Below are 26613 nucleotides of genomic sequence, written 5' to 3' on the forward strand. Positions count from 1 at the left end.
AAAGGCAGCCAGACGGGTCTCCCGACTTGCTGCTTCTTCTCTTCAATAAATACTCAGTTCCCGGCGCCAGACGAAAGTCTCAGGCCAAGGGCAGGTGTACCTCAGACCCCGATGTCGGGTCCATAGCACAGCATCTCGTCGCCCATGTCGCGCGCCTCGTAAAGCTCAGTCGCCGCCGGATCGTTGCGGAACTGCGCGACCAGACCGCTCTGGGTCTGCTGAAAGGTCCAGCACTGTGGCCCGTCGCTGTCCTCGTAGACAAAGCAGATCTGCCCCGCCTCCTCGTACCAGATCCCGTCCTTGCACTTGCCGTCGAGGAACGACCAGACCACGCGCCGCCCCTCCAGATACCGCTCGACGCCATAGGCCTCGCCGTCGTTGCCGTAATACAGCGTCTTGCCGCGCGTGTAGGCGTCAAACGCCTCCGCGCTCAGCGTCGATTGCGCTGAGGCCGGCATCGCCGCGAGGGCGATCAGAATCAATGCCACTCTCACCATGGCCCGAGTCTGCCAGAATCGGTGACTTCGCGCCACTTTTGGTTTGCAAAAGGTTAACGTCGCCCCGGGTCAGTGCGGCGACACGCGGGTCCATCACCCGCCGCCACAGCCACGGAAAGGCCGCCAGCAGCCCCATCGCGGGCATTGCCAGAGGCAACATCGGCAAATCCGGCGCGTCCAGTCGCAGGCCGGGGAAGGCGCGGGCGGGATGCAGGTGATGGTCGGAATGGCGCGGCGCGTTCAGCATCATCGCGCCCGAAAACCAGGGCGCCGCGTTCCAGGACTCCTGAACGCTGACCGGCAGCGGGCTGCCATCGCGCCGCAGCGGCCGGCGCAGCCCGTAGTGCTGCACGTAATCGGCCAGCAGCAGCTGCGTCTGCGCCCAGGCCGCCAGCACCAGCAGGGCAGCCACGCCGCGAATGCCGCCGATCAGCGCCGCAGCCGCCAGCGTCGCCAGCGCGCCGCCGACATAGATCGCATAGGGATGCAGGTGCCCGCCGCCGCCCCTCTGTCGCAGCCGCGCCTCGGCCTGCCAGCCCGCGCGAAACGACCCGATCCAGGCCCGGGGCCAGAACCGGTAGAAGCTCTCGCCCAGCCGCGCCGAATTGGGATCGCGCGCGGTTCCCACATGCGGGTGATGCACGCGCAGATGGGCCGAGACATGGTGTCCGAACAGCAGCGAGACGAAGACCGCCGTGCCCAGCCGCACCCGCCAGCGCCCGCGCGCATGGATCAGCTCATGCGCATCGGTGTTCGACACCTGCCCGAAGAAACTGCCCAGCGCCGCGGCCAGGGCGACGCTCTGCCAGGGCCCCAGCGGCACCGCGCCCGACAACGCCCGCACGCCCAGGAACAGCAGCATGAAATGCACCGCTGCCACTGCCATCGCCAGTGCCGCACCGCTCTCTGCACGCGGCGGCAGGGACACGCGCGTGAACCGGTCCAGTGCCGCCACCAGCACGGTCATCGCTGCCAGAGCGGCCCAGGCCCAGGCGCCACCCAGCAAACAGGCCAGCGCCACGACAGCGGCCGGCGACAGGGTTGCGATCACATACCAGTTCATATGGGCTCCTTCGGAACCGACTGTCCGCCGCCCGTGCCGCGCTGTCCAGTGCCTCAGACGGCGGCGGCATCCTCCAGCCGCAGTTGCACCTGCGCCCGCCCGCCCCAGGTGTTGATCTCCAGCCGCCCCGCCACGTGGAACCGCGCGCCGCCGTGCTCCACCAGCTTTGGACCAAGGTCGCTGTCAAAGGCGCCAAAGGCGATGGCATCGATCTTCTGCCCGGCGCCATCGTTCAGAGACAGCTTCAGGTGCCGGTCGCCGACCTGTTTGGCAAAGCCCACCCTCATTTCCGGCAGCGCAAAGCGCGGGGCCGGCGCGCTGGCCCCATAGGGCCCTGCCTGCTCCACCTGCGTTATCAGCTCGGGCGTCGCCGCGCCCGGCATCAGCGCGCCATCGATGCGCAGATCAGCCACCCCGCCGACCCCGGCCCTCTGCCGCGCCAGCAGTTCGGACAGCCGCGCCATGGCCGCCTCGATCTGGCCTTCGGCCACCGTCAGTCCCGCCGCCATCCGGTGACCGCCTCCCTTCAGCACCAGCCCCTCGGCTGCCAGCCGCTGCACGGCCGCGCCCAGATCGACGCCGGCCACCGACCGGCCCGATCCCTTGCCGATACCGTTCTCGACCCCAATCACCACGGCCGGCCGGTTTGCCGACTCCTTCAGCCGCGCGGCCACGATCCCGACCACACCGGGATGCCAGCCCGCGCCGGCCGCCCAGACCAGCGGAGTCTCCAGCCCGCGCGACTCCGCCTGCGCCAGCGCCGACAGGCGCACCGACTCCTCGATCTCGCGCCGCTCGGTGTTGAGCTGGTCCAACCGCGCGGCCAGCGCCTGCGCCTCGGCCACCGAGTCGGTGGCGAGCAGCCGCGCGCCCAGGTCCGCCTTGCCGATCCGCCCGCCCGCATTGACCCTTGGCCCCAGCAGGAACCCCAGGTGATAAGGGGTCGGCGCGGTGTCCATCCGCGCCACATCGGCCAGGGCCACCAGCCCGGGCCGCTCGCGCCGTGCCATCACTGTCAGCCCCTGCCGCACAAGCGCCCGGTTCACTCCGATCAGCGGCGCGACATCGGCCACCGTCGCCAACGCCACAAGGTCGAGCAGCCCCATCAGGTCGGGCCCGGTCGGCCGCCCAGCTTCGCGCAGTTGCCGTCGTGCCTCGACCAGCATCAGGAAGACCACGCCCGCCGCGCAGAGATGGCCCAGCTCGCCGTCCTCATCCTGCCGGTTCGGGTTCACCACCGCCAGCGCGTCAGGCAGGGTCTCCCCGCCCAGGTGATGGTCCAGCACGAGCACATCCGCGCCCGCCGCCGCGGCAATCGGCTCGTGCGAGAGCGTGCCGCAATCGACGCAGACGATAAGATCATGTGCCTTCGCCAGCATCGCCATCGCCTCGACATTGGGGCCATAGCCCTCGTCGATCCGGTCGGGGACATAAAGCGTCGCCGCGATCCCCATACCGCGCAGCCAGACCAGGAGAAGCGCCGCCGAGCTGCCGCCATCGACGTCATAATCGGCGAATACAGCGATCCGCTCGCGCCGCGCCACCGCGGCCAGGAACCGCGCCGCGGCCTTTTCCATGTCGCGCAGACGACGCGGATCCGGCAGCAGGTCGGCCAGCCGGGGGGTAAGGAAACCGGTCGCCTCCTCCGGCGGCACGCCCCGCCGCGCCAGGATCTGACACAGCGGCCGGGGCAGGGCGGTGGCCTGCGCCATCGCCTCCGCCGCGCGCTCCACCTCCAGCGCCGGGCCCGTCCAGCGCCGCCCGGTCAGCGAGGCCGAAACGCCAAGAAATCCGGGGTCCGCCACAGCGCCCAAGCCTCTGTCCCTTCTGTCCTGTCAGTCGGGCCGAAGCCCGGGTCCTCAGACCACGGGCGTCCGGTATTCCATCCGCCGCACCGACCCGGTCTTCGACCGCATCAGCAGCGTCGTGCAGGTCACCCAGCCCGGTTCGCGCCGGATGCCGGGCAGCAGCGTGCCGCCGGTCACGCCGGTGGCGGCAAAAATCACGTCCTGCGTCACCATCTCGTCGCGGGTATAGACCCGGTCGAGATCGGTGATCCCCGCCTTGGCCGCGCGCGCCTTCTCGTCATCGTTGCGGAAGACGAGCCGCCCCTCGATCTGTCCGCCCATGCACTTCAGCGCAGCCGCCGCCAGGACGCCCTCGGGCGCACCGCCGGTGCCCATATACATGTCGATGCCGGTCTTCTCGCTGTCCGCGCAATGCATCACACCGGCCACGTCACCATCGGTGATCAGCCGGATCGCGGCCCCGGTCGAGCGCACCTCGGCGATCATCGCCTCGTGGCGCGGCCGCTCGAGGATGCAGACGGTGATGTCCGACGGCGCGCAGCCCTTCTCGGTCGCCAGCGCCGACACGCGGGTGGCCGGCGGCATGTCCAGTGTCACCAGCCCCTCGGGATAGCCCGGTCCGATGGCCAGCTTTTCCATGTAGGTGTCCGGCGCGTGCAGCATCGAGCCGCGCGGCCCCATCGCGATCACGGTCAGCGCGTTCGGCATGTCCTTGGCCGTCAGCGTGGTGCCCTCCAGCGGGTCGAGCGCGATGTCCACGCCCGGCCCCTTGCCGGTGCCGACCTCCTCACCGATGTACAGCATCGGCGCCTCGTCGCGCTCGCCTTCGCCGATGACGACGACACCGGCGATGTCGAGCAGGTTGAGCTGGGTGCGCATGGCGTTCACCGCCGCCTGGTCCGCAGCCTTCTCGTTGCCGCGCCCCACCCAGCTGGCCGAGGCCAGCGCTGCCTGTTCGGCGACCCGGGCAAGCCCGAGAGAGAGCATGCGGTCCTGGAAATCGGTGGTCGTGGTCATGTGGGCATTCCTGCTGAAGCGATGTTTGCCCCGGTTTAGCCGCGCGCAGGAAGCGGCACAAGCCTGCGCACAATTCCCTCCGTGCACGGAACCGGGCCGGGGCAGGGGGCGCTGCCCCCGTCGCGCCTTCGGCGCGACACCCCCGAGGGTATTTGGAAACCAGAGAAAGGGCGGGCGCCGCGCCTCAGACTTCCTCGATCCGCAGCGCGACCGGCTCGCCCGCCACCACGTCGGTTTGGCGCATCGCGGCCAGCGCCTCGTCCAGCGCCGCACGGCTGGTCTTGTGTGTCACGAAAAGCACCGGCGCGGTGGCTTCGGAATGGCCGTACTGCCGCATCCGGTCGATCGACACGCCCGCCTGCCCGAGGATTGCCGCGATCTTGGCCAGGGCGCCGGGTTTGTCCACCAGCTTCATGCGCAGGTAATAGGGGGCGGGCAGCGACGAGCGCGCGGCGGGCAGGCTTGCCAGCGTCGCCGCCGGCTGGCCGAAGGTGGCAATGCGCAGCCCGCGCGCGATGTCGCAGACATCGCCCATCACCGCGCTGGCGGTCGGCCCCTGACCGGCGCCGGGGCCGCGCAGCACCAGCTGCTGCACCGCATCGCCCTCGATCACCACCATGTTGGTGCCGCCCTCCAGTTGGCCGAGCGGCGAGTCGGCGGGCACGAGGCAGGGCTGCATCCGCTGTTCCAGCCCCCGCCCGGTCCGCTGCGCCACGCCCAGCAGCTTGATGCGATAGCCCATGTCGGCCGCCTGATGGATGTCGTCGATCGCGATCCGCTGGATCCCCTCGATCTCCATCCCGTCGAAATCCGGCGCGGTGCCGAAGGCGATGGCGGCCAGCAGCGCCAGCTTGTGACCGGCGTCGATGCCGCCCACGTCGAGGTTCGGGTCGGCCTCCAGATAGCCCAGGTCGGCCGCTTCCTGAAACACCTGGTCATAGGTCAGCCCGGCGGATTGCATCCGCGTCAGGATGTAGTTGCAGGTGCCGTTCATCACGCCCATCACCCGGGTGATCTCGTTGGCCGCCAGCCCCTCGGTCAGCGCCTTGATCACCGGTATGCCTCCGGCCACCGCCGCCTCGAAGCGGATCACCCGGCCCGCCGTCTCGGCCATCTCGGCCAGGGCGCGTCCGTGATGCGCCAGCATCGCCTTGTTCGCCGTCACCACGTCCTTGCCGCTCTGCAGCGCCGCCTTCACCGAGTCCAGCGCCGGGCCGTCCGACCCGCCGATCAGCTCGACAAAGACGTCGATGTCATCGCGCCGCGCCAGGACAACCGGATCGTCTTCCCAGGCATAGCCGCTCAGCGATACGCCCCGGTCCTTGCTGCGATCCCGAGCCGAGACGGCCGTCAGCACAACGCTGCGCCCGGTGCGCGCTTCCAGCAGGGCGGCATGCTGGCGCAGGATGTGCACGACACCCGCGCCCACGGTGCCAAGACCGGCGATTCCAAGGCGCAACGCAGCACTCATCTGGCGTATCCTCTTTCTGGGATTGATCTTGAGCCCGTCGCTTAGCCGGTTCGCCCGCGCAGCGCAACGCGGCAGATATTCACGGATGCACGCCCTCTTCCATCCGTGTCCGAGTGGCCCCATCGACCACCGAGGCCTCGTTCAGCGCCTGCGCCCGCCGCTTCAGCCGCGCCACCCGTGCATTCAGGTTGTCCGAGACCCGCTCGGCCTCGGCCGTGGGATCCTGCGGCACCGACAGCTCCGGGCCCAGCGGGATCAGCTGCGGATATTCCGCCGCGCGCAGATCGGGCGGCACCACCGCGCCCAGTTCCGGCACCTGGGTGCAGGCCGCCAGCGCCAGCAGGGCGGCAGAGGCGAGGCGGGTCAGGGGCATCGTCGGCACTCCGGAAGGGACCCCGCCAGTCTCGCCCGCGCGCGCGGCGGATGCAAGCGGGGCTTCTAATTGAACGCCCGGTCAGTTACTCTGCCGCCCATGGCCCGCACCCATGGTTCGCATTCCGACATCACCGGCCCGCGCATCCGTGACGCGGCCCTGCGCCTGTTCGCGCGCCACGGCTATGCCGCCGTCTCTATGCGCCAGATCGCAGCCGAGGTCGGGGTCCAGGCCGGCGCGCTCTACAACTACATCCCCGACAAGCAGTCGCTGCTCTTTGAACTGATGCAGGGCCACATGTCCGAGACCATCGCCGCCTGCGAGGCCCGACCGAAGGCCTCCGGCGCCCTGGCCCGCCTGCGCGACTTCATGGGCTTCCACATCCGCTTTCACCTGGCCCGGCCCGACGCGGTCTTCATCGCCTATATGGAACTGCGCAACCTCAGCCCCGAGAACTTCGCCGTCATCGAGGGCCTGCGCCAGCGCTACGAGAGCCTGCTCGAGTCGATCCTGACCGAGGGCATCCACGAAGGCACCCTCGCGCCCCCCGACCCCAAACTGGCCACCCGCGCCGTCATCGCCATGCTGAACGGCGTCAACACCTGGTACCGCGAAGGCGGACGCCTGACGCTGGACGAGGTCGAGGCGATCTATTGGGACATGGTGCGCAGGGCCGTCGGGGGATAAGCGGCGACGCCGCCGGACACCGGCGGTTCTCGCCCCGCGATGGCATCGCTGCCGCGCATCCCGCAAACGTGTCCAGATGTGCCCGGCGAAAGCCGGGGGTCGCTGAGCGCCAGGAATCCGGGACAAAAACCTCGTCCCGGATCCTCACTCCCGAATTATCCCGCTAAATCAGCCCCTTGACCCCCCGTCCCAGCTGGGACACCTAATGGGCGGGCTTGATGAAGGTGCCGTTGCGCAGCTCGGTCATGGCCTGCATCAGCTCGGCCTTGGTGTTCATCACGATCGGCCCGTGCCAGGCCACCGGCTCGTTGATCGGCGCGCCCGAGATCAGCAGGAAGCGCGCCCCTTCCGGACCGGCCTGCACGGTGATCTCATCCCCTGTGCCAAAGCGGATCAGGGTGCGGTCGCCCGACAGGTCACGGATATTGACCTCTTCGCCGGCCACTTCCTTCTCCAGCAGCACGCCCGCGGGCTTCGAGGCATCGGCAAAAGCCGCCGCCCCCTCGAAGACATAAGCGAAGGCCCGGCGATAGGTGTCGATCCGAAAGGTCTTCTTCACCCCGGCCGGCAATGAGACGTCGAGATATTGCGGATCGGCCGCGATCCCGTCCACCGGCCCGGTCTTGCCCCAGAACTCGCCCACGATCACCCGCACGCGGGTGCCGTCATCGTCGATGATCTCCGGGATCTCCTTGGCCTGCACGTCCTGATAGCGCGGCGCGGTCATCTTCTGCGCCGAGGGCAGGTTGCCCCACAGCTGAAAGCCGTGCATCTGCCCCTTGGCGTTGCCCTGCGGCATCTCCTGATGCAGGATGCCGGACCCGGCGGTCATCCACTGCACGTCCCCCGCACCGAGGAGGCCGGTATTGCCCAGCGAGTCGCCGTGCTCCACCGTACCGGCCAGCACATAGGTGATGGTCTCGATCCCGCGGTGCGGGTGCCAGGGAAAGCCGCGCAGATAGTCCTGCGGCCGCTCGTTGCGGAAATCGTCGAACAGCAGGAAGGGATCCAGTTCGCTCGGATCCTGGAACCCGAAGGCGCGGTGCAGCTTGACGCCGGCGCCTTCCAGAGTGGGCTGCGCGCGGCGGGTCTCGAGAGTCGGTCGAAGCGACATGGTCGGTCTCCTGATAAAGGGCTGCCATGACAATAGGCGCCCGCAGGATCCATTCAATGCGCGCGATCACACGGCACCTGTGCGGTGCTGCAAGACCATCGGGCCAGCGCGCAAGACCTGCGCGTAGAAATACCGATGTTACTCGTTACAGACGTCAAATCATCGCCCGGCAACGTGCCAGGCGGGAAAAACCATTCAAAACGGGGTGGTGCAGAACCAAGTGCCCTCCACCGAGACCATCTCCTCGTCGCCCAGGTGGAAGCGGTAATAGGTGATATCGTTCCGCCGGCTCCGCATCATGTTCGGCGTGTCCTCCATCTGCTGCGCGGTGCGCGCGATAAAGCCGTCGCCGGGCCGCGAGAGCCAGAGCTTCTGTGCGGGCGACACCAGCATGTGGCGCACCGGAAAGGCACCGCCCATCGCCCTGGCGCGGATCATCACCGGCTGCGCGGCCGGATGGCGTTCCAGAAAGTCGGCGTCCAGCCGGATTGCCTCGACCTTTTTCACCTCCTTGAAGGCGCCGCAGATGGTCCGCACCTGGTCGCGCCGGCGCAGCGCCTCGACGGGGAGTTCCCCGAAAATGGTGGTGATACGGCATTTGCCCTCGAAGCCCGGCAGATTCCAGATCAGCGGCGCGGGGGTATCCGCGCGTTGCCCAGGTTGAGCCTCCGGGGCGCAATTGCCGGTCTGCGAGAGCACGGCCTCCAGCACCCGGCGATCGGACGGCGCCAGTCCGCCTGCACGCTCGGCAAGCTCTCTGGTGGCGGGCCGGGCACGGGAGCGTAGCGTCGGGGTGTGCATAGAATTGTCCATGCACGCAGACTATGCCAGCGCTGCCGGACACGCGACGAATATGGCCATTTTGCGGAGTTAGGCGCCGGAAACTGCATATTGCAGGAAACAATTTCGCGAAAATCCCGGGGTTTCAGGTGAATCCGGAAACGCAGACAAACTCAGGTTGAGTCGTGCCACCAATGCCCCGGCTTCACTCGCTTGCCCCGGCCGCGGTCCAGCCACAGCGCCAACCGCCGGAACCGCGAGAGCGCAACGCGCAGCCACAGCCGGTGTCTCCTTCGCCGGAAGTCGCGGTTGAACGGGCAGACCCGCATGCAGATCGCGCAATCGGTGCTGGTCTTGGCCCAGAACGAAAAGCACTTCTCGGCGTCCGAAGTCCATTTGCGCACGCCCTGGATGGCCGAGACGTTGGCGCCGCCTACCTTCGGCGGTCCATAGGGCAGCGCCTTCGGCGGGCAGGCATCGGCGCATTTTGTGCATATCGCGCAGAAGTCGGCCACGCCCAGCGGGCGCGGGCGGTCATGGGTCAGCGGCAAGTCGGTGAAAATCTTCGAGAACCGCAGGCGCGGCCCGAACTCCGGGGTGATCACCATCTGGTTGCGCGCATATTCCCCCAGGCCCGCCTTCAGCGCATAGGGGATCACCAGCCCGGTGTCGTTCATCGAGGCCACCGCCCGCCAGCCAAGGTTGCGGATATAGGCCGCGACCTGCATCACCACCGCCGCCTCGTGGCTGTATTCGCGGCCCGTCGCCGCGCCCGCCAAAGCCGAGGGATAGGTGGCCACCAGCCCCGCGTCCATCTCGTGGCCCAGGACGATCACGCTGGTCATCCCCTCGGGCAGGCCCAGCGGCGCCTCGCTCATGTCGCGCACATCGACGCGCGCCGAATAAAGCCACCGCTCGTCCATTTCGGTGATCCCGCACAGACCCGCACCAAAGAACCGCGCCACCCGCTTGATCTCGGCGGCCATCGCAGCAGGGTTCTCGACCGCGACCCGCTCGGGCGCAACCGGCGTGTCGTCGCTGATCGGGGCCTGGAATCCCTCGCGCCGTCCGGCACCGGCAAATCGGTTCGTGATCACGTCCGAGATCAGCCAGGCCGCGTTGCGCAGCGCGAAATCGCGCTGGGCAAAGCCCTCGCCGCGCCGCGGCACAGCCTCCATGCGATACGAGTTGAAAAAGCCCTCCGTCGCCTTGCTGCGCACCGTTTCGTCCCACATCGCGCGGGTAAAGATGTCGTTGCGCTGTGCGAAGGGCTCGAACGCCTCGGTCACGTCGATCCCCGCCTCGGCATCGCCGGGACGGGTCAACGACGCGCGGTTGGCCGGATAGCTCATGCGCGCGATGCTAGCCCTGGTCCGCGCCTGCGGCAATTCTTCTGTTTGCACCCCGGTACCAGATCGCCCGGCGGGCCATCGTGTGCCGGATCGGGGACCTGGGGCAGGGCGCTCGGGTCATCGACCGGATCGCGTTCACCGAAGAGAGACCGTTGGAAATCGCCGCCGCCCTTGCCCACCTGTGACCCCAACCATCCGGTCGCGCCGGCCGCCGACGCCGCGCCCTGTCTCCACGCGCTGGGCCGGGTCTTTCCCGGGTCGCGCATATTCATCTGTAACTCCGGCCAGGCCGTCGCCTCCGACAAGCCGCGCGACAGCTGATCCGCCCGCGACCTCGAAAGCCCGCCGCCCTGTCGCAAACAGAAGCGCGCGCGTCCGGGCCGCGCGGCAGGCTTGCCGCGACAACAGCGGGGAGCGGTCACATGAAGGTCGGATTCATCGGTCTGGGCAACGTCGGCGGGAAGCTCTCCGGCAGCCTGATCCGCAACAAGGTCGATGTGACGGTTTTCGACCTCAATCCCGATCTCGTCGCGGCCTCGGTCGCCAAGGGTGCCCGCTCCGGCAGCTCCGCCGCGGCGCTGATGCGTGACTGCGACGTGGTCATCACCTGCCTGCCCAGCCCCGCGATTTCGGCCGCTGTCGTAGCCGAGATGCTGCCCGAGGTCCGAACGGGCAAGATCTGGCTGGAAATGTCCACCACCGACGAGGCCGAGATCCGGCGCCTCGGGGCAGAGGTCATCGCGCGCGGCGGCGCGGCGGTCGACTGCCCGGTCTCGGGTGGCTGTCACCGGGCCGACACCGGCAACATCTCGATCTTCGCCGGCTGCGACCGGGCTACCTTTGAACGGGTGCTGCCGCTGCTCACGATCATGGGCCGCCGCATCCTGCACACCGGCGAGATCGGCAGCGCCTCGATTCTCAAGGTCATCAGCAACTACCTCGCCACGGCCAACCTCATCTCCTGCACCGAGGCGCTGACCGTCGCTGCCGGCGCTGGCATGGACCTCGGCACCGCCTTCGAGGCGATCCGCATCTCCTCGGGCAACAGCTTCGTTCATGAGACCGAAAGCCAGGTGATCTTGAACGGCAGCCGGGACATCTCCTTCACCATGGACCTCGTCGCCAAGGACATCGGCCTGTTCCAGGCGGTGGCCGACCGCGCCGGGGTGCCGCTGGAGCTTAATCCGCTGCTGATCGGCATCTTCCAGGACGGCATCGCCCGCTACGGCGCGCGCGAGCAGTCCGACAACATCATCAAACGGCTGGAAGAGGCCACGGGCCTCGACATCCGCGCTCCCGGCTTTCCGGCCGAAATGGTCGATGACGAACCCGAAGAACCGGGCGCCGAGGTGATCGTGCGCCGCGCCGCCGCCAACTAGGCTGTTCCTGAGCGCTCAATTCCGCTAAGCGCGTCGGAACGGTGCGAGGGGGCAGGAATGAACGACGAAGTTCTGGCAGTGGTAAAGGCCTCGGCGATGCGGCGCTGGATCGGGCTGGCCATGCTCGCGGGCCTGGGCATCGTTACCCTCTATGTCGCCATGACCCAACCGCCCGCACTGCTCTGGCAGGTTTTCCTGATCGCGGTCGGCCTGCTGGCGCTCTGGGGTGCCGTGCGGTTGTATGCCGCGACCCAGCTCCACATCGAACTGACCCGCGACGAAGTCCGCGACAGCGAAGGCACCGTGCTGGCCCGCGTCGCCGATATCCGTGGCATCGACCGCGGTGCGATGGCCTTCAAACCGTCCAACGGCTTTCTGATCAGCACCGTCACCCCCGGTCCGCGCACCTGGCGGCCCGGCCTCTGGTGGCGTTTCGGCCGCCGCGTCGGGATCGGCGGCGTCGTGCCCGGCCATCAGACCAAGCTGATGAGCGACATCCTCTCGGCTCTGCTGCTCGAGCGAAAGGAACACGGCGCGGACTGAGGCCCGCGCCGCGAACGTCATCCCAACAAACGCTGGTCAGGTGCCGGAGGATGTATCGACATTGTCGTCATGGCTTTCGTTCGACCCGTTCTGCGTCCCCTCGAAGACGATCTGCGACACGAACCGCGGCCGGGTGAACACGAAGTTCGACAGGTTGATATCGTCCAGCCCCACGTTGAACAGCGGCACGAAGACGTTGTTCGTCTCCACCAGAATGACGCGCTCGTCAGCCGGCATCACCGGCAGCTTGTCCTCGATGTCCGAGATGTTGTCGTCGGTCAGCGCGTTGATGAAACCGCGATTGGCTGACCAGTCCAGGTAATAGCGGTCGTCCGTCGCGTCCCAGCGGATCACCGAAATGCGCAGGTCCACATCCGAGGGCGTGCGCGTCATCAGCTCCAGCAGGTTGACCATGCTCTGGATGTAGGCGTCGTTGATCGTCCCCGTCTCACGCGAAACAAGGTCGCTGATGGTATAGGCGGCCTTGAGGTTGATGGCGCTCTGCCGGTAGCCGTCGAAAAAGACATAGCTCGCCATGAAGCTCCAGAACAGGATCGGCATGGCCAGGCAGAACTCGACCGTCACGTTGCCCGAAGTATCGGACCAGAAGGCTTGCAGGCGGGATTTCAGCTTGAGCGTCAGCATGGCTTATCTCGGCTCCTGAACGAATGCGGATACGGCGACCAGCGCGAATTGTCCCGCGCCGTCCTTGACCAGGTTCTTGCCCAGGCCGGCGGTTGGAAACACCGGGTCGATCTTGGCGCAGGCGCGAAGGATCATCAGTGCGTTGTCGCCGGCGTCATTCTTGAACTGGACCACCGGCGCGACCTCTTCCGACTTGTCGGTGCAGGCTGCGTTCTGCGAAAGTCCCGACCAGTTGCGAGGGTCGACCTCGATCATCTCAAGCATCATGTTCTGACTGCAATTGTCGATGAAACCCGCCCGCTCGCACAGCAGATCCTTGATCTCGTCATGTTGCGGCGCGTTGCCGGTCGATAGACGGATATCGCGCACGGTGATGTCCATCGCCCGCTCCAGCATCGAATGCTGCAACGAGATCAGGCCCATCTCCACCGAAGAGAGCAGCAGGAACAGCATCGCCGGGAAGACCAGCGCAAATTCGATCGTGGCATGGCCGCTTTCCGACCGGCGGAACCGGCGAAGCATCGGGATAAGGGCGCGGCTCATTGGGTCAGCCTCAGCTTGCGGATCGAGGTGGCGATCGAGGCGAAGGCCTCCGAGATTTCCAGGCCATTAACGTCGAAGTAATGGGCATCCGAGCTGGCGCAGTCCTTCAGCACCGTCCGCCCGTTGTAGGGCGCCTCGAACCCGATGGTGAAGACGATCACGTCCTTCGCCTTGGCCGCCTCGCAGATCGCATGGGTGCGGCTGTTCTTGGACGAGGAGTTGACCTCGCCGCGCACGCCGTAATTCCATGTGTTCTGCGCCGTTGAGTCGTTCATCCAGGGGTCGTAGTTCTTGTCTACGTTCACGGCGAGCGGCGTTCGCGCCCAGAGCTCGCTGTAACTGAGCCGCACCGATGTGCCCGTTTCCGTGCGATTCTTGCAGCTATAGCTGCTCGACACGCTGTTCGTGGAAGAGACGCAGCTGTTGGCGCTCTGGCCATAGCCGTTGTCGCCATAGGGCTGACCATATGCATGATCGGCCCAACGGTCGTAGGACGAGTTGCTGTTGTGCGGCCAGTAGAATTTGCCATACTCCGGCACCCAGACCGAATACTCCTTGACGTCGGGATTCCACCAGATGTTCGAGAGGCCGTCATAACCGGGCCGGATGTAATACTGCGAGGTATTCTCGCCATCGCTCATCAGCACGATCACCTTGAGAATGTCCTGATCGTCGTAATTCAGCGGACGCGCCGCAAAATCCGCCGGGATCGTGCCCTCTCCCGCCATTGCGGCAAAGACCGGGCGCATCGCCGGATCGACAAGCGCCGTACCCCACTTCATCCCGATGTCGATCGAGGTATTGCCCCCCGCCGACAGGTTCGAAATGAAATTCTTCAGAATGGTGCGATCCTTCTGCATGATCAGCATTTCACGAGACGACATGGCCTCGCAGACAGGCTGCTTCACCAGTGCGGACGGGCTGCTGTAACGCCCATCGCGCGAGTCGCTCGATCCGCTGGTCCAGGGATCGAAATGCATGCTGCGCTCCAGCGTCTGAGTCGTGGTCACCGCGGTATCGTTGAAATCGCTCGCCGAGAAATTGATGCAGTTGGAATAGGGGTTCACGCCCGTGGTGGTGAGACGGTTGATGAAGGAACTCGGCATCGACACCTGGGTGGCGTAGGGGATGATCGAGATCGACATCTTGCCGTCCTCGGTATTGTCCACCATCGTATCGATGAAGTCGCGCGCGGCGATCTTGAGGTTGTAAAGCCGGCTGTTCGAGTTCATCGACCCCGACACGTCCAACACCAGTGAGATCTCGACGCCGTCGATGCGTTCTTCCGCGGTGCCGGCCGCCGGCGCGGTGATCATGTCGAGGCCGGTCATGTGCATGAACTGCGTCTTCACCTCGGTGCGCGCCGTCGCCGAGACGGTGCGATAGCCCAGGCCCTCGCTGACCTGCGTGCCGGTCAGGTATTCGCCCAGCCCCGCCTTGTCGAAATAGTCCTGAACCACGCTTGCGGGATCCAGCGTCTGTTCCAGGTCGGCAGCGGCCAGAACCGCGCGGTCCAGAGTATATTGCAGTTCGGCCCGGTCGCGCTCGAACCGCATCAGGTCGATGCCGATGCCGGCGACCATGAGGATGAGGACCAGGATGTAGACGCTGAAAATGATCAGCGATCCCTCGTCGTCGCGGCAGAACCGACCCAGCGCGCCTCTGACTCGCCGTTTCCTGCCGAGTGCCAGACCGAAGGAACGAGCAGCATTCTTTCCGTATTGCACAGCCATGGAGACCTCTCTGCCGTGGCAACGTCACGGCGATCATCGTCAAATCATCATGCGGTTTCTGGCCGAAAAACGTGTCGTAAGTTTGGCGGAATCCCGCCGGAGCCGTCACCATTCCGGCAGCAAGGCGCCACTATTGGCGCGATTCCGCAGAGTTGTTGACGGGGCCCGAACAACGAATCGAATCGCCAGCGGCCGCGCGACGGTTCCGGCAGCGTCGCGGCGAAACCGTAAAATTGCCAATATCCGTGGGCATTCCGTTACAACCTGCTAATACTTTGGGCAGTAGGAACGGGGCGCGACTCGCGCGAGGCAACCGGGAGGAATCGAAAGAATGGCGACGATCAAGGAACCGAGTTTCCGCGAAAGCGTGGATCTGATGTTCAACCGCGCGGTGGCGCTACTCGATCTCTCGCCCGGGCTGGAAGAGAAGATCCGCGTCTGCAACTCGACGTACACGGTGCGCTTCGGCGTCCGCCTGCGCGGCCAGATCCACACTTTCACCGGCTACCGCTCGGTCCATTCCGAACATATGGAGCCGGTCAAGGGTGGCATCCGCTATGCGATGGGCGTCAACCAGGATGAGGTCGAGGCGCTCGCCGCCCTCATGACCTACAAATGCGCGCTGGTCGAGGCGCCGTTCGGCGGCTCCAAGGGCGGCCTGCGCATCGACCCGCGCCAGTATGACGAACACGAACTGGAACTCATCACCCGCCGCTTCGCCTACGAGCTGATCAAGCGCGACCTGATCAACCCCGCCCAGAACGTTCCGGCCCCGGACATGGGCACGGGCGAGCGCGAGATGGCCTGGATCGCCGACCAGTACAAGCGGATGAACACGACCGAGATCAATGGCAACGCCTGCGTCACCGGCAAGCCGATCAATGCCGGCGGCATCCAGGGCCGGACCGAGGCCACGGGTCGCGGCGTGCAATATGCCCTGCGCGAGTTCTTCCGCGACGCCGAGGGGGTGCAGAAGGCCGGGCTGGCCGGCACGCTTGACGGCAAGCGGGTGATCGTCCAAGGCCTCGGCAACGTCGGATACCACGCCGCCAAGTTCCTCTCCGAAGAGGACGGCGCGCTGATCACCGGCATCATCGAACGCGACGGAGCGCTGTTCAATCCCAAGGGCCTCGACGTCGAGGCGGTGCATCACTGGTTGGTCAGCCACGGCGGCGTGTCGGGCTATCCCGACGCGACGCACACCGCCGCCGGTGCCGCGGTGCTGGAAGAAGACTGCGACATCCTGATCCCCGCAGCCATGGAAGGCGTGATCAACCTCGACAACGCCGCCCGCATCAAGGCCCCGCTGATCATCGAGGCCGCCAACGGCCCGGTCACCGCGGGCGCCGACGAGATCCTGCGCGAGAAGGGCACCGTAATCATCCCCGACATGTATGCCAACGCCGGCGGGGTGACCGTCTCCTACTTCGAATGGGTCAAGAACCTCAGCCACATCCGTTTCGGCCGCATGGGCCGCCGCCAGGAAGAGGCGCGTCACCAGCTGATCGTGGAGGAACTCGAACGTCTCAGCGCCGACCGCGGCCTCGGCTGGACCCTCAGCCCGGGCTTCAAGGACAAATACCTGCGCGGCGCGGGCGAACTTGAACTGGTGCGCTCCGGCCTCGATGACACCATGCGCACCGCCTACCAGGCGATGCGCGACATCTGGCATGGCCGCGACGACGTGCACGACCTGCGCACGGCGGCCTACCTGATCTCGATCAGCCGCGTCGCCGCCAGCTACCGCGCCAAGGGTCTGTAACGGCGGCGGACCCGCCCGGTTCCCGCCGGAAACGCTGAGCCGCGCCCGGAACGGGCGCGAAATCGCGCGTGCCGCGCGATGCCTCCGGCGGAGGTATTTTTGAACCAGAGAAGCCATAGCGCCGCGCCCCGTCTTCTCTGTTTCAAAAATACCTTCGTGGGAGGCGCGCCGCAGGCGCGGCGGGGGCAGAGCCCCCATTGCCCGGCCGGTCACGCCGCGTTGGCGTCAATCCGCCGGGACGGGTCGCGCGCTGACCGCCGAATGTCGAAAAGCGCTGCGGCACCGACTTCGGGGATTGATACTCCTGTCCCGAGCCGTTTGACTGGACGCGGTTCGCCAGGGAGTTCCACATGCGCTTTTCCGCCCTCCGCATCCTCAAGGAAGGCCTGACCGGCAACAAGGGCTGGACGCCGCACTGGCGCGACCCGGCGCCCAAGCCGGCCTATGACGTCATCGTCATCGGCGGCGGCGGCCATGGTCTGGCCACGGCCTTCTATCTCGCGCAGGAACACGGGCTGACCAACGTGGCGGTGCTGGAAAAGGGCTATATCGGCGGCGGCAACGTCGGGCGCAACACCACCATCGTACGCGCCAATTACAACATGCCCGGCAACTCCGAATTCTATTCCCACTCGCTCAAGCTTTGGGAAGGGCTGGAGGAAAGCCTCAACTACAATGTCATGCATTCCCAGCGTGGTGTGCTCAACCTGTTCCACTCCGACGGTCAGCGCGACTATGCCGCACGGCGGGCGAATTCGATGATCAACCAGGGCGACGACGCGATCCTGCTGGACCGCGAGGGCGTGCGCAAGATGGTGCCCTATCTCGACTTCGAGAACGTGCGCTTCCCGATCTACGGCGCGCTCTACCATCCGCGCGGCGGCACGGCCCGCCACGACGCGGTGGCCTGGGGCTATGCCCGCGGCGCCGACATGCGCGGCGTCGACATCATCCAGAATTGCGAAGTCACCGGCATCGACATCGACAACGGCCGCGTGACCGGGGTGCAGACCACCCGCGGTGCGATCAAGGCGAAGAAGGTCGGCATCGTGGTCGCCGGCCGCTCCAGCCAGGTCGCCGCCATGGCCGGCATGCGCCTGCCGATCGAAAGCCACGTGCTCCAGGCCTTCGTCACCGAGGGGCTCAAACCCTGCATCGACCAGGTCATCACCTTCGGCATGGGCCACTTCTACATCAGCCAGTCCGACAAGGGCGGCCTCGTCTTCGGCGGCGACCTCGACATGTATGCCTCCTACGCCGCGCGGGGGAACCTGCCGCTGGTCGAACACGTGATGGAGGCGGGCATGACGCTGATGCCGATGATCGGCAAGGCGAAGGTGCTGCGCTCCTGGGGCGGGATCATGGACATGAGCCCCGACGGCTCGCCCATCATCGACAAGACCCATATACAGGGGCTCTATCTCGACTGCGGCTGGTGCTATGGCGGCTTCAAGGCGGTGCCGGGCTCGGGCAACTGCTTTGCCCATCTGGTCGCGCAGGACCGCCCGCATCCGGCTGCCGCGCGCTTCCGGCTCGACCGCTTCCGCACCGGGGTCGGGCTGATGGACGAAGAAGGCACCGGGTCGCAGCACAATCTGCACTGAGGCGCGTGATGAGGGCGGATGTGAGTATTTGGAAAGAGAAGAAGGTGGGGAAGCAGGCATGAGACTCCCGTGTCCGATCTGTGGCGAGCGCGACCGGCGCGAGTTCTACTACCGCGGCGCGGCCCTCGCGCTGCACCGCCCCGACCCCGAGGCGGGCGACGCGGCCTGGGCCGATTACGTCCACCTGCGCGAGAATCCCGCCGGGGTGACGCGCGACCTCTGGTATCACGAAACCGGCTGCTCGGCCTGGATCGTGGTGACGCGCAATACCCTCACGCACGAGGTCCTCGGCGCCGAACTGGCGGAGACGGCGCGATGAGACTCGCAAACCGCGGCCAGATCGATCGCAACGCGCCGGTGACCTTCACCTTCGACGGGGTCAGCCACACCGGCTACCAGGGCGACACGCTCGCCTCGGCACTGCTTGCCAGCGGCGTCCGCCTCGTCGGCCGCTCGTTCAAATACCACCGACCGCGCGGCATTCTTACCGCCGGCAGCGAGGAACCCAACGCGCTGGTGACCATCGGGCAGGGCGCCCGGCAGGATCCGAACGTGCGCGCCACGGTGCAGGAGCTCTACGACGGCCTCAGCGCCCGCAGCCAGAACCGCTGGCCCTCGCTTGACTGGGACGTGATGGCGGTGAACGACCTCGCCGCGCCCTTTTTCGGCGCGGGCTTCTATTACAAGACCTTCATGTGGCCCAAGGCCTTCTGGGAAAAGCTCTACGAGCCGGCGATCCGCCAGGCCGCGGGTCTTGGCGCGCTCTCGGGGCTCAACAATCCCGACACATATGAACGCGCCTATGCCTTCTGCGACCTGCTGGTGATCGGTTCGGGCCCCGCCGGGTTGATGGCGGCGCTGACCGCTGCCCGCGCCGGGGCCGACGTGATCCTGGCCGAGGAAGATTTCCGCATGGGCGGCCGCCTGCTGGCCGAGACGCATGAGATCGGCGGCAAGCCGGGCCATCTCTGGGCGGCCGAGGTTCTGGGCGAACTCGCCGCGATGGACAACGTGCGCCTGATGACCCGCACCACCGTCACCGGTGCCTACGATCAGGGGACCTATGGCGCGCTGGAACGTGTCAGCCACCACGTCCCGCGCTCGCGCGCGCCGCTCGAATGCTTCTGGCGCATCGCCGCCAGGCGGGCGATCCTCGCCGCTGGCGCGCTCGAACGCCCGGTCGCCTTCCGCAACAACGACCGCCCCGGCATCATGACCGCCGGCGCGGTGCGGGCCTACGTGAACCGCTGGGGCGTCGCGCCGGGCAAGGCGGTCAGCGTCTTCACCAACAACGACGACGGCCATCGCACCGCACGCGATCTGGCGGCGGCCGGGGTTCACATCGCCGCGCTGATCGACAGCCGTCACGACGGACCCGATCTGCCGGGTGTCCACGTCATCAAGGGCGCACAGGTCTGCAACGCCGCCGGGCGCAAGGCATTGGAAAGCATCACCATCCGCAGCCATCGCGGCGAGGAAAAGCTGCTGACCGACTGTCTCGCCATGACCGGCGGCTGGAACCCGACCGTGCACCTGACCTGCCACATGAACGGTCGCCCCAAGTGGCGCGAGGACATCCAGGGGTTCGCCCCGGTGCCCGACATGATCCCCGGCCTTCAGGCCGTCGGCGCCTGCAACGCTGCCTTCTCGACCGCCGCCTGTCTGCGCGAGGGCGCCGAGGCTGGCGCCGATGCGGCCGAGGCGCTGGGCTTCAAGCCAACCGAACCCGACCTGCCCCAGGCCGAGGACGATCCCTTCCGCATCGCTCCGCTCTGGACGGTCGAAGGGCAGGGGCGCGCCTGGCTCGACTTTCAGAATGACGTCACGGTCAAGGACGTCAAACAGGCCGCGGTCGAGAATTTCCGCTCTGTCGAGCATATGAAGCGCTACACCACCCAGGGCATGGCCACCGACCAGGGAAAGAACTCGAACGTCGCGGCGCTCGCGGTGCTGGCCGATGCCACGGGCCGCGCGATCCCGGAAACCGGCACCACCACCTTCCGTCCGCCCTACAGTCCGGTTTCCATTGCCGCGATGGGGGCCGGGGCGCAGGGAAAGGGCTTTGCGCCGCAGCGCTTCACCACCTCGCACAAGGCCAGCGTCGATCGCGGCGCGCCCATGATCGAGGCGGGGCTGTGGTATCGCCCCAGTTATTTCCCTGCCCCGGGCGAAACAAACTGGCGCCAGGCCTGCGACCGGGAGGTGAAGATGGTGCGCGAGACGGTCGGCGTCTGCGATGTCTCGACGCTCGGCAAGATCGACATCCAGGGTCCGGATGCCGCCGCTTTTCTCGATTTCGTCTATACCAACACCTTCTCCACGCTGAAGGTCGGCCGCACCCGCTATGGCCTGATGCTGCGCGAGGACGGCTTCGTCATGGACGACGGCACCACAGCGCGGCTGGGTGACACGCATTTCCTCATGACCACCACGACCGCGGCGGCAGGCGAGGTGATGCGCCACCTGGAATTTGTCCACCAGTGCCTGCGCCCGGACCTCGACGTGGTCTTCACCAGCGTCACCGAGCAATGGGCGCAGTTCGCCATCGCCGGGCCAAAATCGCGCGACCTGCTCGACCGGCTGCTCGATACGCCGCTGAACCCTGACGACTGGCCCTTCATGGCCTGCGGACCGGTCACGGTGATGGGCGTCGCCGGGCGGCTGTTCCGCATCTCCTTCTCGGGCGAACATGCCTACGAAGTCGCGGTGCCGGCGCGCTATGGCGACAGCCTCTTCCGCGAGCTGCTGACCCGCGCCAGCGCTCTGGGCGGCGGTCCCTACGGGATGGAGGCGCTGAATGTCCTGCGCATCGAAAAGGGTTTCATCACCCACTCCGAGATCCACGGACGCACCACCGCCTATGACGTCGGCCTCGGCAAGATGGTGTCCGACAAGAAGGACTGCATCGGCAAGACCATGTCCGAACGCGACGGCCTGCTCGACCCGATGCGCGAGCGTCTGGTCGGACTCAAGCCGGTCGGTGCGGTCAAGCAGGTCATCGCTGGCGCGCATCTCTTCGAGATCGACGATGCGCCCGTCCGCGAGAACGACAAGGGCTACATCACTTCGGTCTGCTACTCGCCGACGCTGGGCCACATGCTCGCGCTCGGTTTCCTGAAGAACGGGCCGGACCGGATCGGCGAAAGGATCAAGATGGTCGACCACGTGCGCAAGATCGAGGCGATTTGCGAGGTGGTGCCACCCATCGCCTTCGACCCCGAAGGAGGACGGATGCGTGACTGACCTGCTTGCCAGAACCGCCTGCGACGGCCTGCTGCCACTGACGGCCGGAACGGTCACGCTGAGCGAGGAACCCTTCGCCCCGCTCACCTCGCTGATGCCCTACAAGGGCCGCGAAAAGGACCTCTCCGCGGCGCTCGAAGCGACACACGGCGTGAAACTGCCCGGCGTGAACCGTTCGGCGTCCAAGGCCGGCACCTCGGTGATCTGGTTCGGCCGCGGCCAATACCTGCTCATCGGCGCCGAGCCCGGCGCCGCGCTGGCCGATCATGCCGCCGTGGTCGACCAAACTGACGCCTGGGCGCGGGTGCGCCTCGACGGGGCAGGGGCCGAGGCGGTGCTGGCCCGGCTGGTTCCGGTCGATCTGCGCGCGGCCGTGTTCAAGCGCGGCCATACCCTGCGCAGCCCGCTCCAGCACATGATGGCATCGGTCACCCGCACCGGCGCCAACGTCTTCAGCGTGATGGTTTTCCGCTCGATGGCCGGGACATTGGTGCATGACCTCAAGACAGCCATGGAAGGCGTCGCCGCACGCGGCTAAGATGGCGGCCCAGAGGTATGTGAATCGAGGAGCCCGTTGCCATGTTGATCCGCCTGACCCTTGCCGCCGCCCTGCTGGCGGCCCCCGCCTACGCCGAAGACACCCAGGCCGAAAGCTGCGCCTATCAGGCCCAGGTGGTCGCTGCGATCCAGCAGGCCCGCAAGGACCGGGTCAAGGAACAGGACGTGCCCGCCGCCATCGCGGCCACCAACCCGACCTGGCCCGAGAACTACAACGCCGCGATTCCCCTCATCACCCCCTGGGTCTACGAGCAGAAGATGCACGACATCCGCCAGAACGACCTTGCCGCCGCCTGGAGCGATCTCTGCAACAAGCGGTAAGTTGCGGACGGCCGGGACGCAGGTGACAAAACGGCGTCCCGGGCGGCCACTCCGGTCTTCGCCCTTGCATTCTGCGGTCGCCTCGCTTAGGTAGGTGGGGCGAAGCATCTTCTTTCGACCTTCTGTCTCCTAACGGCCTCAGTAGTTCTTTCGACGACACTGAGCCGGGTCATCGCGTGTTGCGGATGGCACTATACTATGGAGAAACACGATGGCCGCAGGCACCGTGAAATGGTTCAACACTCAAAAAGGCTTCGGCTTTATCGCACCGGAACATGGCTCGAAGGATATCTTCGTGCACATCTCCGCGCTGGAGCGCGCTGGCATCCAGAAGCTGGATGACGGTCAGAACGTGACGTTCGACATCGAATCCGGCCGCGACGGCCGCGAATCCGCGACCAATCTCGCACTGGCATAAGCCTTTGCGCGATTGACTGAACTGGCGGAAACGGTCCCTCGGCCGTTTCCGCCTTTTCGTTTTTGACGGGCCCATGCCCGTCCCCCGGTCACGTCCCCATCCGGCTGTGCCCACACGCTCGCCTTCCCCTGTCCGAAAGGAGACTGACATATGGCCAGACTTTCCAAGACAACCCTTTTCAAGGACGTCCCCCAGCGGTCCGAAACACCGATGGACAAGACGACACGTGCCGCCAAGGAAATCCTTGACCACGAAAAGGAAGTGCGCGAGGGCAAGACCGACCGTCTGCGCAAGGCCCGACTTGCGCACGAGGCGGCGACACCGTCCGAACCGCCGAAGAAGGCCACGCGCAAGAAACCTGCCGCCAAGGCCGACAAATAACGCACGTCAGGCGCCCGAAACCGGACGCCCCATGTCATTTCCCGCCTTTGGTTCCGACAGGAAAGAGTACCGGATGCAATCTACCGAATGGACCCGCATCCTCGCGAGATACCGCGAACCGATCCTGTCGCGCAGCTTGTTCGAGCTGGCCGTCACCCTGCTTCCCTTTCTGGCGCTCTGGGCGCTGGCCTGGTGGTCGCTGTCCGTCAGCCCCTGGCTGGCCATCGCCCTGGCAATCCTCAACTCCGCCTTCCTCGTCCGCCTGTTCATGATCCAGCACGACTGCGGTCACGGCGCCTTTTTCCGCAACCGGCGGATGGGTGACTGGATCGGGCGGACCATCGGCGTTCTGACGCTGACCCCCTATGCCGTCTGGCGCAAGACCCACTCGATCCACCACGCCACCACCGGCAACCTCGACCGCCGCGGCCTCGGAGACATCCCCACACTGACGGTGCGCGAATACCGCCAGATGGGATGGATCGGCCGCACCCTCTATCGCCTGCTGCGCAATCCGGTTGTGCTCTTTGGTCTGGTGCCCTTCTACACCTTCTTCCTGGAACACCGCCTGCCGGTGGGACTGATGCGTTCGGGCTGGCAATACTGGTACAGTGCGCTCGCCACCAATCTCACCCTCACCGTGCTTCTGGCCGCGCTGGTCTGGCTCGGCGGCTGGCAGCTGGTTCTGCTGGTCTTTGTGCCCACCACTCTATGTGCCGCCATCATCGGCATGTGGCTGTTCTATGTGCAGCACCAGTTCGAAGAGACCCACTGGAACCGCGAAGCCGAATGGAACGTCCAGGACGCCGCCTTGCACGGCAGTTCGCACTACGATCTCCCCTGCGTGCTTCGATGGCTGACCGCCAACATCGGCGTTCATCACGTGCACCACCTCGCCAGCCGTATTCCCTTCTACCGGCTGTCCGAAGTGATGCGCGATCACGACATCCTGGCCCAGTCGCAGCGCCTGACGCTGCGCGACAGCTTCGCCTGCGCCCGTCTCCACCTCTGGGACGAGAACAGCCGGCGGCTGCTCTCCTTTTCCGAGGCCCGCCGCGTCGCGGTCTGACTGCCCAGCCTCAGTGCGCGATCATCACATGACGCACGGCGGTGTAATCCTCCAGCGCCGACATCGACATGTCCTTGCCATAGCCCGATTGCTTGAGGCCGCCATGCGGCATCTCGTTGACCAGCATGAAATGCGTGTTCACCCAGGTGCAGCCGTATTGCAGCCGCGCCGAGACATCGAGCGCGCGGCCAACATCCCGCGTCCAGACCGATGATGCCAGCCCATACTGGCTGTCATTCGCCCAGCCCACCACGTCGTCGTCCGCGCCGAAGCGGGTCACGCTGACCACCGGACCAAAGACCTCGCGCTGCACGATCTCATCCGTCTGGAGTGCCCCGGCGATCACGGTCGGCTTGTAGTAAAAGCCGGGCCCATCGGGCTGCCCGCCGCCGGTGACGATCTCGATATGCTTGCGCTCCGCCGCCCGCTGCACGAAGCTCGCCACCCGGTCGCGCTGCCGGCTGGAAATCAGCGGCGGGATCTCGTTGGCCGAATCGTCCGACTGGCCAAAGGCAATCGAACCGGCTGCCGCGGAAAGTTCGGCGACCAGCCTGTCGTAAATCCCGTCCCCGGCATAAACCCGGCAGGCCGCCGTGCAGTCCTGCCCGGCGTTGTAGAAACTGAAGGCGCGCAGCCCCTCGACCACGCGCTCCAGATCGGCGTCGTCATAGACGATGACCGGAGCCTTGCCGCCCAGCTCCAGATGGGTCCGCTTCACCGTATTGGCGGCGGCCTGCAAGACCTTCTTGCCGGTCGCGATATCCCCGGTGATCGACACCATGTCGATGCCCGGATGGTGGATCAGCGCATTGCCGACGCTCGCGCCCTGGCCGACGATCACGTTGACCACGCCTTCGGGCAGGATCTCGGCCAGCTTGCCCGCCAGTTTCAGCGCCGTCAGCGGCGTCTGCTCGGAGGGTTTCAGCACGACCGTATTGCCGCCGGCAAGGGCAGGGGCCAGTTTCCAGGCCATCATCATCAGCGGATAATTCCACGGTGCGATCGATCCCACGACTCCGATCGGGTCGCGCCGGATCATCGACGTATGTCCGGCCAGGTATTCCCCTGCGACGGCCCCATGCATGTTGCGCACCGCGCCCGCGAAATAGCGGAAGCAATCCGCAATCGCCGGAATCTCGTCGTTTAGCGCGCAGCCGATGGGTTTGCCGCAGTTCAGCGCCTCAAGCTGGGCAAATCCCTCGGCATCGGCCTCGATGGCATCCGCAATCGCCAGCAGCTTGGCCGACCGCTCTGCCGGCGTGGTGCGCGACCAGGTGACAAAGGCCTTGCGCGCCGCTGCCACCGCCCGGTCGATCTGCCCCGCGTTCGCCTCGGGCATCATCAGGATGCTCTCGCCCGTACGCGGGTTCAGGACGTTTTCCTCGGTCTCGGTCCCGGCCTCGAAGGCGTTCCCGATCAGCATCTTGGTCTGCATGGGTCTCTCCTCATTTGCCCTGTCCGGCAACGCTCTCGGTGCCGCGGGTCAGATAATAGGCGGCCAGGATCGGCAGGAAGGTGACCAGCACCACCACCATCGCCACCACATTGGTCACGGGCCGCTGGCGCGGGCGCACCTGTTCCTCCAGCATCCAGATCGGCAGCGTCTGCTGCTGCCCGGCGGTGAAGGTGGTCACGATCACCTCGTCGAAGGACAGCGCAAAGGCCAGCATCCCGCCGGCCAGCAACGCAGTTGCGATATTGGGCAGGATCACATGCCGGAAGGTCTGGAAGGCATCCGCACCCAGATCCATCGAGGCCTCGATCAGATGGCCCGACATCCGCCGGAACCGCGCCACCGCGTTGTTGTAGACCACGACGATGCAAAAGGTCGCGTGCCCCAGCACGATGGTCCAGAAGCTGAACGGGATTTCCGCCAGGTTGAAGGCCGACCGCAGCGCGATCCCGGTGATGATGCCGGGCAGGGCGATCGGCAGGATCACCAGCAGCGACACCGTCTCGCGCCCGAAGAACCGCGACCGGCTGACCGCCGCCGCGCAAAGCGTGCCCAGCACCAGCGCCACCACCGTCGAAATCGCCGCCACCCGCAGCGACAGCGACAGCGCCTCCCAGACATCCGCCCGGTTCCAGGTCACCGCGAACCACTTCAGCGTGAATCCCGGCGGCGGCCACTGATAGGACTTCTCCTCGGTCGTGAAGGCATAGACGAAGATCAGCAGCAGCGGCAGATGCATGAACAGCAGCCCCGCACCGGCGGCGATCTTCAGCCCGAGTGAGGCGCGCTCAGCCATGTC

At 66.4% G+C, this 26613-nt stretch carries 26 protein-coding genes; 12 read left to right on the forward strand and 14 right to left on the reverse strand.

Annotated elements, in window-relative coordinates; genetic code table 11:
- Window positions 1-101: 101 nt before the first annotated feature.
- The 6 genes from ACFO5X_RS15095 to ACFO5X_RS15120 form a co-directional block, all read right to left on the reverse strand.
- The gene (locus ACFO5X_RS15095; RefSeq protein ID WP_380718320.1) at window positions 102-497 is read right to left on the reverse strand and encodes a hypothetical protein; all 396 of its coding nucleotides are present in this window, start codon (window positions 495-497) and stop codon (window positions 102-104) included.
- On the reverse strand, window positions 415-1560 hold the full coding sequence (locus ACFO5X_RS15100) for an alkane 1-monooxygenase (RefSeq protein WP_380718322.1): 1146 nt from the start codon (window positions 1558-1560) through the stop codon (window positions 415-417). The genes ACFO5X_RS15095 and ACFO5X_RS15100 overlap by 83 nt, the downstream gene beginning before the upstream one ends.
- A 53-nt stretch (window positions 1561-1613) precedes the next feature.
- Complete coding sequence (gene recJ / locus ACFO5X_RS15105; protein WP_380719516.1) at window positions 1614-3365, reverse strand: single-stranded-DNA-specific exonuclease RecJ; 1752 nt, start codon at window positions 3363-3365, stop codon at window positions 1614-1616.
- Window positions 3366-3419: 54 nt separating this feature from the next.
- Window positions 3420-4385 carry a class II fructose-bisphosphatase gene (gene glpX / locus ACFO5X_RS15110; RefSeq protein ID WP_380718324.1) on the reverse strand — a complete coding sequence of 322 codons (966 nt, stop codon included), beginning with the start codon at window positions 4383-4385 and terminating at the stop codon, window positions 3420-3422.
- Window positions 4386-4569: 184 nt separating this feature from the next.
- Window positions 4570-5856 carry a homoserine dehydrogenase gene (locus ACFO5X_RS15115; RefSeq protein WP_380718326.1) on the reverse strand — a complete coding sequence of 429 codons (1287 nt, stop codon included), beginning with the start codon at window positions 5854-5856 and terminating at the stop codon, window positions 4570-4572.
- 79 nt (window positions 5857-5935) lie between these two features.
- A complete protein-coding gene (locus tag ACFO5X_RS15120; RefSeq protein ID WP_380718328.1) occupies window positions 5936-6229 on the reverse strand; it encodes a hypothetical protein in 294 nt (97 codons plus the stop codon).
- Between the two features lie 99 nt (window positions 6230-6328).
- Here ACFO5X_RS15120 and ACFO5X_RS15125 point away from each other — a divergent pair, with 99 nt between their 5' ends.
- Window positions 6329-6916, forward strand: a complete 588-nt coding sequence (locus ACFO5X_RS15125) for a TetR/AcrR family transcriptional regulator (protein WP_380719518.1) — start codon at window positions 6329-6331, stop codon at window positions 6914-6916.
- Window positions 6917-7118: 202 nt separating this feature from the next.
- On the opposite strand, the gene ACFO5X_RS15130 is transcribed toward ACFO5X_RS15125, so the two are convergent.
- The 3 genes from ACFO5X_RS15130 to ACFO5X_RS15140 form a co-directional block, all read right to left on the reverse strand.
- A complete protein-coding gene (locus ACFO5X_RS15130; RefSeq protein WP_380718330.1) occupies window positions 7119-8030 on the reverse strand; it encodes a pirin family protein in 912 nt (303 codons plus the stop codon).
- 195 nt (window positions 8031-8225) lie between these two features.
- Window positions 8226-8831, reverse strand: a complete 606-nt coding sequence (locus ACFO5X_RS15135; protein ID WP_380718332.1) for a Hint domain-containing protein — start codon at window positions 8829-8831, stop codon at window positions 8226-8228.
- Window positions 8832-8983: 152 nt separating this feature from the next.
- Window positions 8984-10162 carry a 4Fe-4S double cluster binding domain-containing protein gene (locus tag ACFO5X_RS15140; RefSeq protein WP_380718334.1) on the reverse strand — a complete coding sequence of 393 codons (1179 nt, stop codon included), beginning with the start codon at window positions 10160-10162 and terminating at the stop codon, window positions 8984-8986.
- Window positions 10163-10584: 422 nt separating this feature from the next.
- On the opposite strand from ACFO5X_RS15140, the gene ACFO5X_RS15145 reads away from it, so the two are divergent.
- Entirely contained in the window at window positions 10585-11541 is a 957-nt protein-coding gene (locus tag ACFO5X_RS15145) for an NAD(P)-dependent oxidoreductase (RefSeq protein WP_380718336.1), read from the forward strand.
- A 57-nt stretch (window positions 11542-11598) separates the two neighbouring features.
- Window positions 11599-12084, forward strand: a complete 486-nt coding sequence (locus tag ACFO5X_RS15150) for a hypothetical protein (protein WP_380718338.1) — start codon at window positions 11599-11601, stop codon at window positions 12082-12084.
- Between the two features lie 36 nt (window positions 12085-12120).
- Here the strand turns inward: ACFO5X_RS15150 and ACFO5X_RS15155 are convergent, their stop codons facing one another.
- From ACFO5X_RS15155 to ACFO5X_RS15165, 3 genes are read right to left on the reverse strand one after another with little or no spacing between them, the layout of a single operon-like run.
- Window positions 12121-12729 (reverse strand): TadE/TadG family type IV pilus assembly protein, encoded by a 609-nt coding sequence (locus tag ACFO5X_RS15155; protein WP_380718340.1) that lies wholly within the window; start codon window positions 12727-12729, stop codon window positions 12121-12123.
- 3 nt (window positions 12730-12732) lie between these two features.
- Window positions 12733-13272 carry a TadE/TadG family type IV pilus assembly protein gene (locus ACFO5X_RS15160; RefSeq protein ID WP_380718342.1) on the reverse strand — a complete coding sequence of 180 codons (540 nt, stop codon included), beginning with the start codon at window positions 13270-13272 and terminating at the stop codon, window positions 12733-12735.
- Window positions 13269-15005, reverse strand: a complete 1737-nt coding sequence (locus tag ACFO5X_RS15165; RefSeq protein ID WP_380718344.1) for a TadE/TadG family type IV pilus assembly protein — start codon at window positions 15003-15005, stop codon at window positions 13269-13271. Before ACFO5X_RS15165 ends, ACFO5X_RS15160 begins: the two co-directional genes overlap by 4 nt.
- A 331-nt stretch (window positions 15006-15336) precedes the next feature.
- Here ACFO5X_RS15165 and ACFO5X_RS15170 point away from each other — a divergent pair, with 331 nt between their 5' ends.
- The 9 genes from ACFO5X_RS15170 (at window position 15337) to ACFO5X_RS15210 (ending at window position 24361) form a co-directional block, all read left to right on the forward strand.
- Window positions 15337-16767, forward strand: a complete 1431-nt coding sequence (locus tag ACFO5X_RS15170; protein ID WP_380718346.1) for a Glu/Leu/Phe/Val family dehydrogenase — start codon at window positions 15337-15339, stop codon at window positions 16765-16767.
- 350 nt (window positions 16768-17117) lie between these two features.
- Window positions 17118-18371 carry a sarcosine oxidase subunit beta family protein gene (locus ACFO5X_RS15175; protein WP_380718348.1) on the forward strand — a complete coding sequence of 418 codons (1254 nt, stop codon included), beginning with the start codon at window positions 17118-17120 and terminating at the stop codon, window positions 18369-18371.
- Between the two features lie 58 nt (window positions 18372-18429).
- Entirely contained in the window at window positions 18430-18690 is a 261-nt protein-coding gene (locus tag ACFO5X_RS15180; RefSeq protein WP_380718350.1) for a sarcosine oxidase subunit delta, read from the forward strand.
- The gene (locus ACFO5X_RS15185) at window positions 18687-21614 is read left to right on the forward strand and encodes a sarcosine oxidase subunit alpha family protein (RefSeq protein ID WP_380718352.1); all 2928 of its coding nucleotides are present in this window, start codon (window positions 18687-18689) and stop codon (window positions 21612-21614) included. Before ACFO5X_RS15180 ends, ACFO5X_RS15185 begins: the two co-directional genes overlap by 4 nt.
- Window positions 21607-22152: a sarcosine oxidase subunit gamma gene (locus ACFO5X_RS15190; protein ID WP_380718354.1), complete on the forward strand. Its 546-nt coding sequence runs from the start codon at window positions 21607-21609 to the stop codon at window positions 22150-22152. The genes ACFO5X_RS15185 and ACFO5X_RS15190 overlap by 8 nt, the downstream gene beginning before the upstream one ends.
- A gap of 44 nt (window positions 22153-22196) precedes the next feature.
- The gene (locus ACFO5X_RS15195; protein ID WP_380719520.1) at window positions 22197-22493 is read left to right on the forward strand and encodes a hypothetical protein; all 297 of its coding nucleotides are present in this window, start codon (window positions 22197-22199) and stop codon (window positions 22491-22493) included.
- A gap of 211 nt (window positions 22494-22704) precedes the next feature.
- Window positions 22705-22911 carry a cold-shock protein gene (locus ACFO5X_RS15200; protein ID WP_380718356.1) on the forward strand — a complete coding sequence of 69 codons (207 nt, stop codon included), beginning with the start codon at window positions 22705-22707 and terminating at the stop codon, window positions 22909-22911.
- Window positions 22912-23061: 150 nt separating this feature from the next.
- Window positions 23062-23292, forward strand: coding sequence for a hypothetical protein (locus ACFO5X_RS15205; RefSeq protein WP_380718360.1), 231 nt, complete (start codon window positions 23062-23064; stop codon window positions 23290-23292).
- A 73-nt stretch (window positions 23293-23365) separates the two neighbouring features.
- A complete protein-coding gene (locus ACFO5X_RS15210) occupies window positions 23366-24361 on the forward strand; it encodes a fatty acid desaturase (RefSeq protein ID WP_380718362.1) in 996 nt (331 codons plus the stop codon).
- Between the two features lie 10 nt (window positions 24362-24371).
- On the opposite strand, the gene ACFO5X_RS15215 is transcribed toward ACFO5X_RS15210, so the two are convergent.
- A complete protein-coding gene (locus ACFO5X_RS15215; protein WP_380718366.1) occupies window positions 24372-25796 on the reverse strand; it encodes a gamma-aminobutyraldehyde dehydrogenase in 1425 nt (474 codons plus the stop codon).
- 10 nt (window positions 25797-25806) lie between these two features.
- On the reverse strand, window positions 25807-26610 hold the full coding sequence (locus tag ACFO5X_RS15220; protein ID WP_380718369.1) for an ABC transporter permease: 804 nt from the start codon (window positions 26608-26610) through the stop codon (window positions 25807-25809).
- Between the last annotated feature and the right edge of the window lie 3 nt (window positions 26611-26613).

It is taken from the genome of Seohaeicola nanhaiensis (assembly GCF_042654245.1).
Taxonomy (GTDB): Bacteria; Pseudomonadota; Alphaproteobacteria; order Rhodobacterales; family Rhodobacteraceae; genus Seohaeicola_A; species Seohaeicola_A nanhaiensis.

Excerpts from the sequence above, each read along its gene's own strand:
- ACFO5X_RS15140 (WP_380718334.1), bottom strand. The coding sequence starts at position 10,162 with ATGAGCTATCCGGCCAACCGCGCGTCGTTGACCCGTCCCGGCGATGCC.
- ACFO5X_RS15145 (WP_380718336.1), top strand. The coding sequence starts at position 10,585 with ATGAAGGTCGGATTCATCGGTCTGGGCAACGTCGGCGGGAAGCTCTCC.
- ACFO5X_RS15100 (WP_380718322.1), bottom strand. The coding sequence starts at position 1,560 with ATGAACTGGTATGTGATCGCAACCCTGTCGCCGGCCGCTGTCGTGGCG.
- ACFO5X_RS15165 (WP_380718344.1), bottom strand. The coding sequence starts at position 15,005 with ATGGCTGTGCAATACGGAAAGAATGCTGCTCGTTCCTTCGGTCTGGCA.
- ACFO5X_RS15170 (WP_380718346.1), top strand. The coding sequence starts at position 15,337 with ATGGCGACGATCAAGGAACCGAGTTTCCGCGAAAGCGTGGATCTGATG.
- ACFO5X_RS15220 (WP_380718369.1), bottom strand. The coding sequence starts at position 26,610 with ATGGCTGAGCGCGCCTCACTCGGGCTGAAGATCGCCGCCGGTGCGGGG.
- ACFO5X_RS15115 (WP_380718326.1), bottom strand. The coding sequence starts at position 5,856 with ATGAGTGCTGCGTTGCGCCTTGGAATCGCCGGTCTTGGCACCGTGGGC.
- ACFO5X_RS15130 (WP_380718330.1), bottom strand. The coding sequence starts at position 8,030 with ATGTCGCTTCGACCGACTCTCGAGACCCGCCGCGCGCAGCCCACTCTG.
- ACFO5X_RS15135 (WP_380718332.1), bottom strand. The coding sequence starts at position 8,831 with ATGCACACCCCGACGCTACGCTCCCGTGCCCGGCCCGCCACCAGAGAG.
- ACFO5X_RS15095 (WP_380718320.1), bottom strand. The coding sequence starts at position 497 with ATGGTGAGAGTGGCATTGATTCTGATCGCCCTCGCGGCGATGCCGGCC.
- ACFO5X_RS15160 (WP_380718342.1), bottom strand. The coding sequence starts at position 13,272 with ATGAGCCGCGCCCTTATCCCGATGCTTCGCCGGTTCCGCCGGTCGGAA.
- ACFO5X_RS15150 (WP_380718338.1), top strand. The coding sequence starts at position 11,599 with ATGAACGACGAAGTTCTGGCAGTGGTAAAGGCCTCGGCGATGCGGCGC.
- ACFO5X_RS15205 (WP_380718360.1), top strand. The coding sequence starts at position 23,062 with ATGGCCAGACTTTCCAAGACAACCCTTTTCAAGGACGTCCCCCAGCGG.
- ACFO5X_RS15155 (WP_380718340.1), bottom strand. The coding sequence starts at position 12,729 with ATGCTGACGCTCAAGCTGAAATCCCGCCTGCAAGCCTTCTGGTCCGAT.
- glpX (WP_380718324.1), bottom strand. The coding sequence starts at position 4,385 with ATGACCACGACCACCGATTTCCAGGACCGCATGCTCTCTCTCGGGCTT.
- ACFO5X_RS15200 (WP_380718356.1), top strand. The coding sequence starts at position 22,705 with ATGGCCGCAGGCACCGTGAAATGGTTCAACACTCAAAAAGGCTTCGGC.
- ACFO5X_RS15185 (WP_380718352.1), top strand. The coding sequence starts at position 18,687 with ATGAGACTCGCAAACCGCGGCCAGATCGATCGCAACGCGCCGGTGACC.
- ACFO5X_RS15180 (WP_380718350.1), top strand. The coding sequence starts at position 18,430 with ATGAGACTCCCGTGTCCGATCTGTGGCGAGCGCGACCGGCGCGAGTTC.
- ACFO5X_RS15210 (WP_380718362.1), top strand. The coding sequence starts at position 23,366 with ATGCAATCTACCGAATGGACCCGCATCCTCGCGAGATACCGCGAACCG.
- ACFO5X_RS15125 (WP_380719518.1), top strand. The coding sequence starts at position 6,329 with ATGGCCCGCACCCATGGTTCGCATTCCGACATCACCGGCCCGCGCATC.
- ACFO5X_RS15120 (WP_380718328.1), bottom strand. The coding sequence starts at position 6,229 with ATGCCCCTGACCCGCCTCGCCTCTGCCGCCCTGCTGGCGCTGGCGGCC.
- ACFO5X_RS15215 (WP_380718366.1), bottom strand. The coding sequence starts at position 25,796 with ATGCAGACCAAGATGCTGATCGGGAACGCCTTCGAGGCCGGGACCGAG.
- ACFO5X_RS15175 (WP_380718348.1), top strand. The coding sequence starts at position 17,118 with ATGCGCTTTTCCGCCCTCCGCATCCTCAAGGAAGGCCTGACCGGCAAC.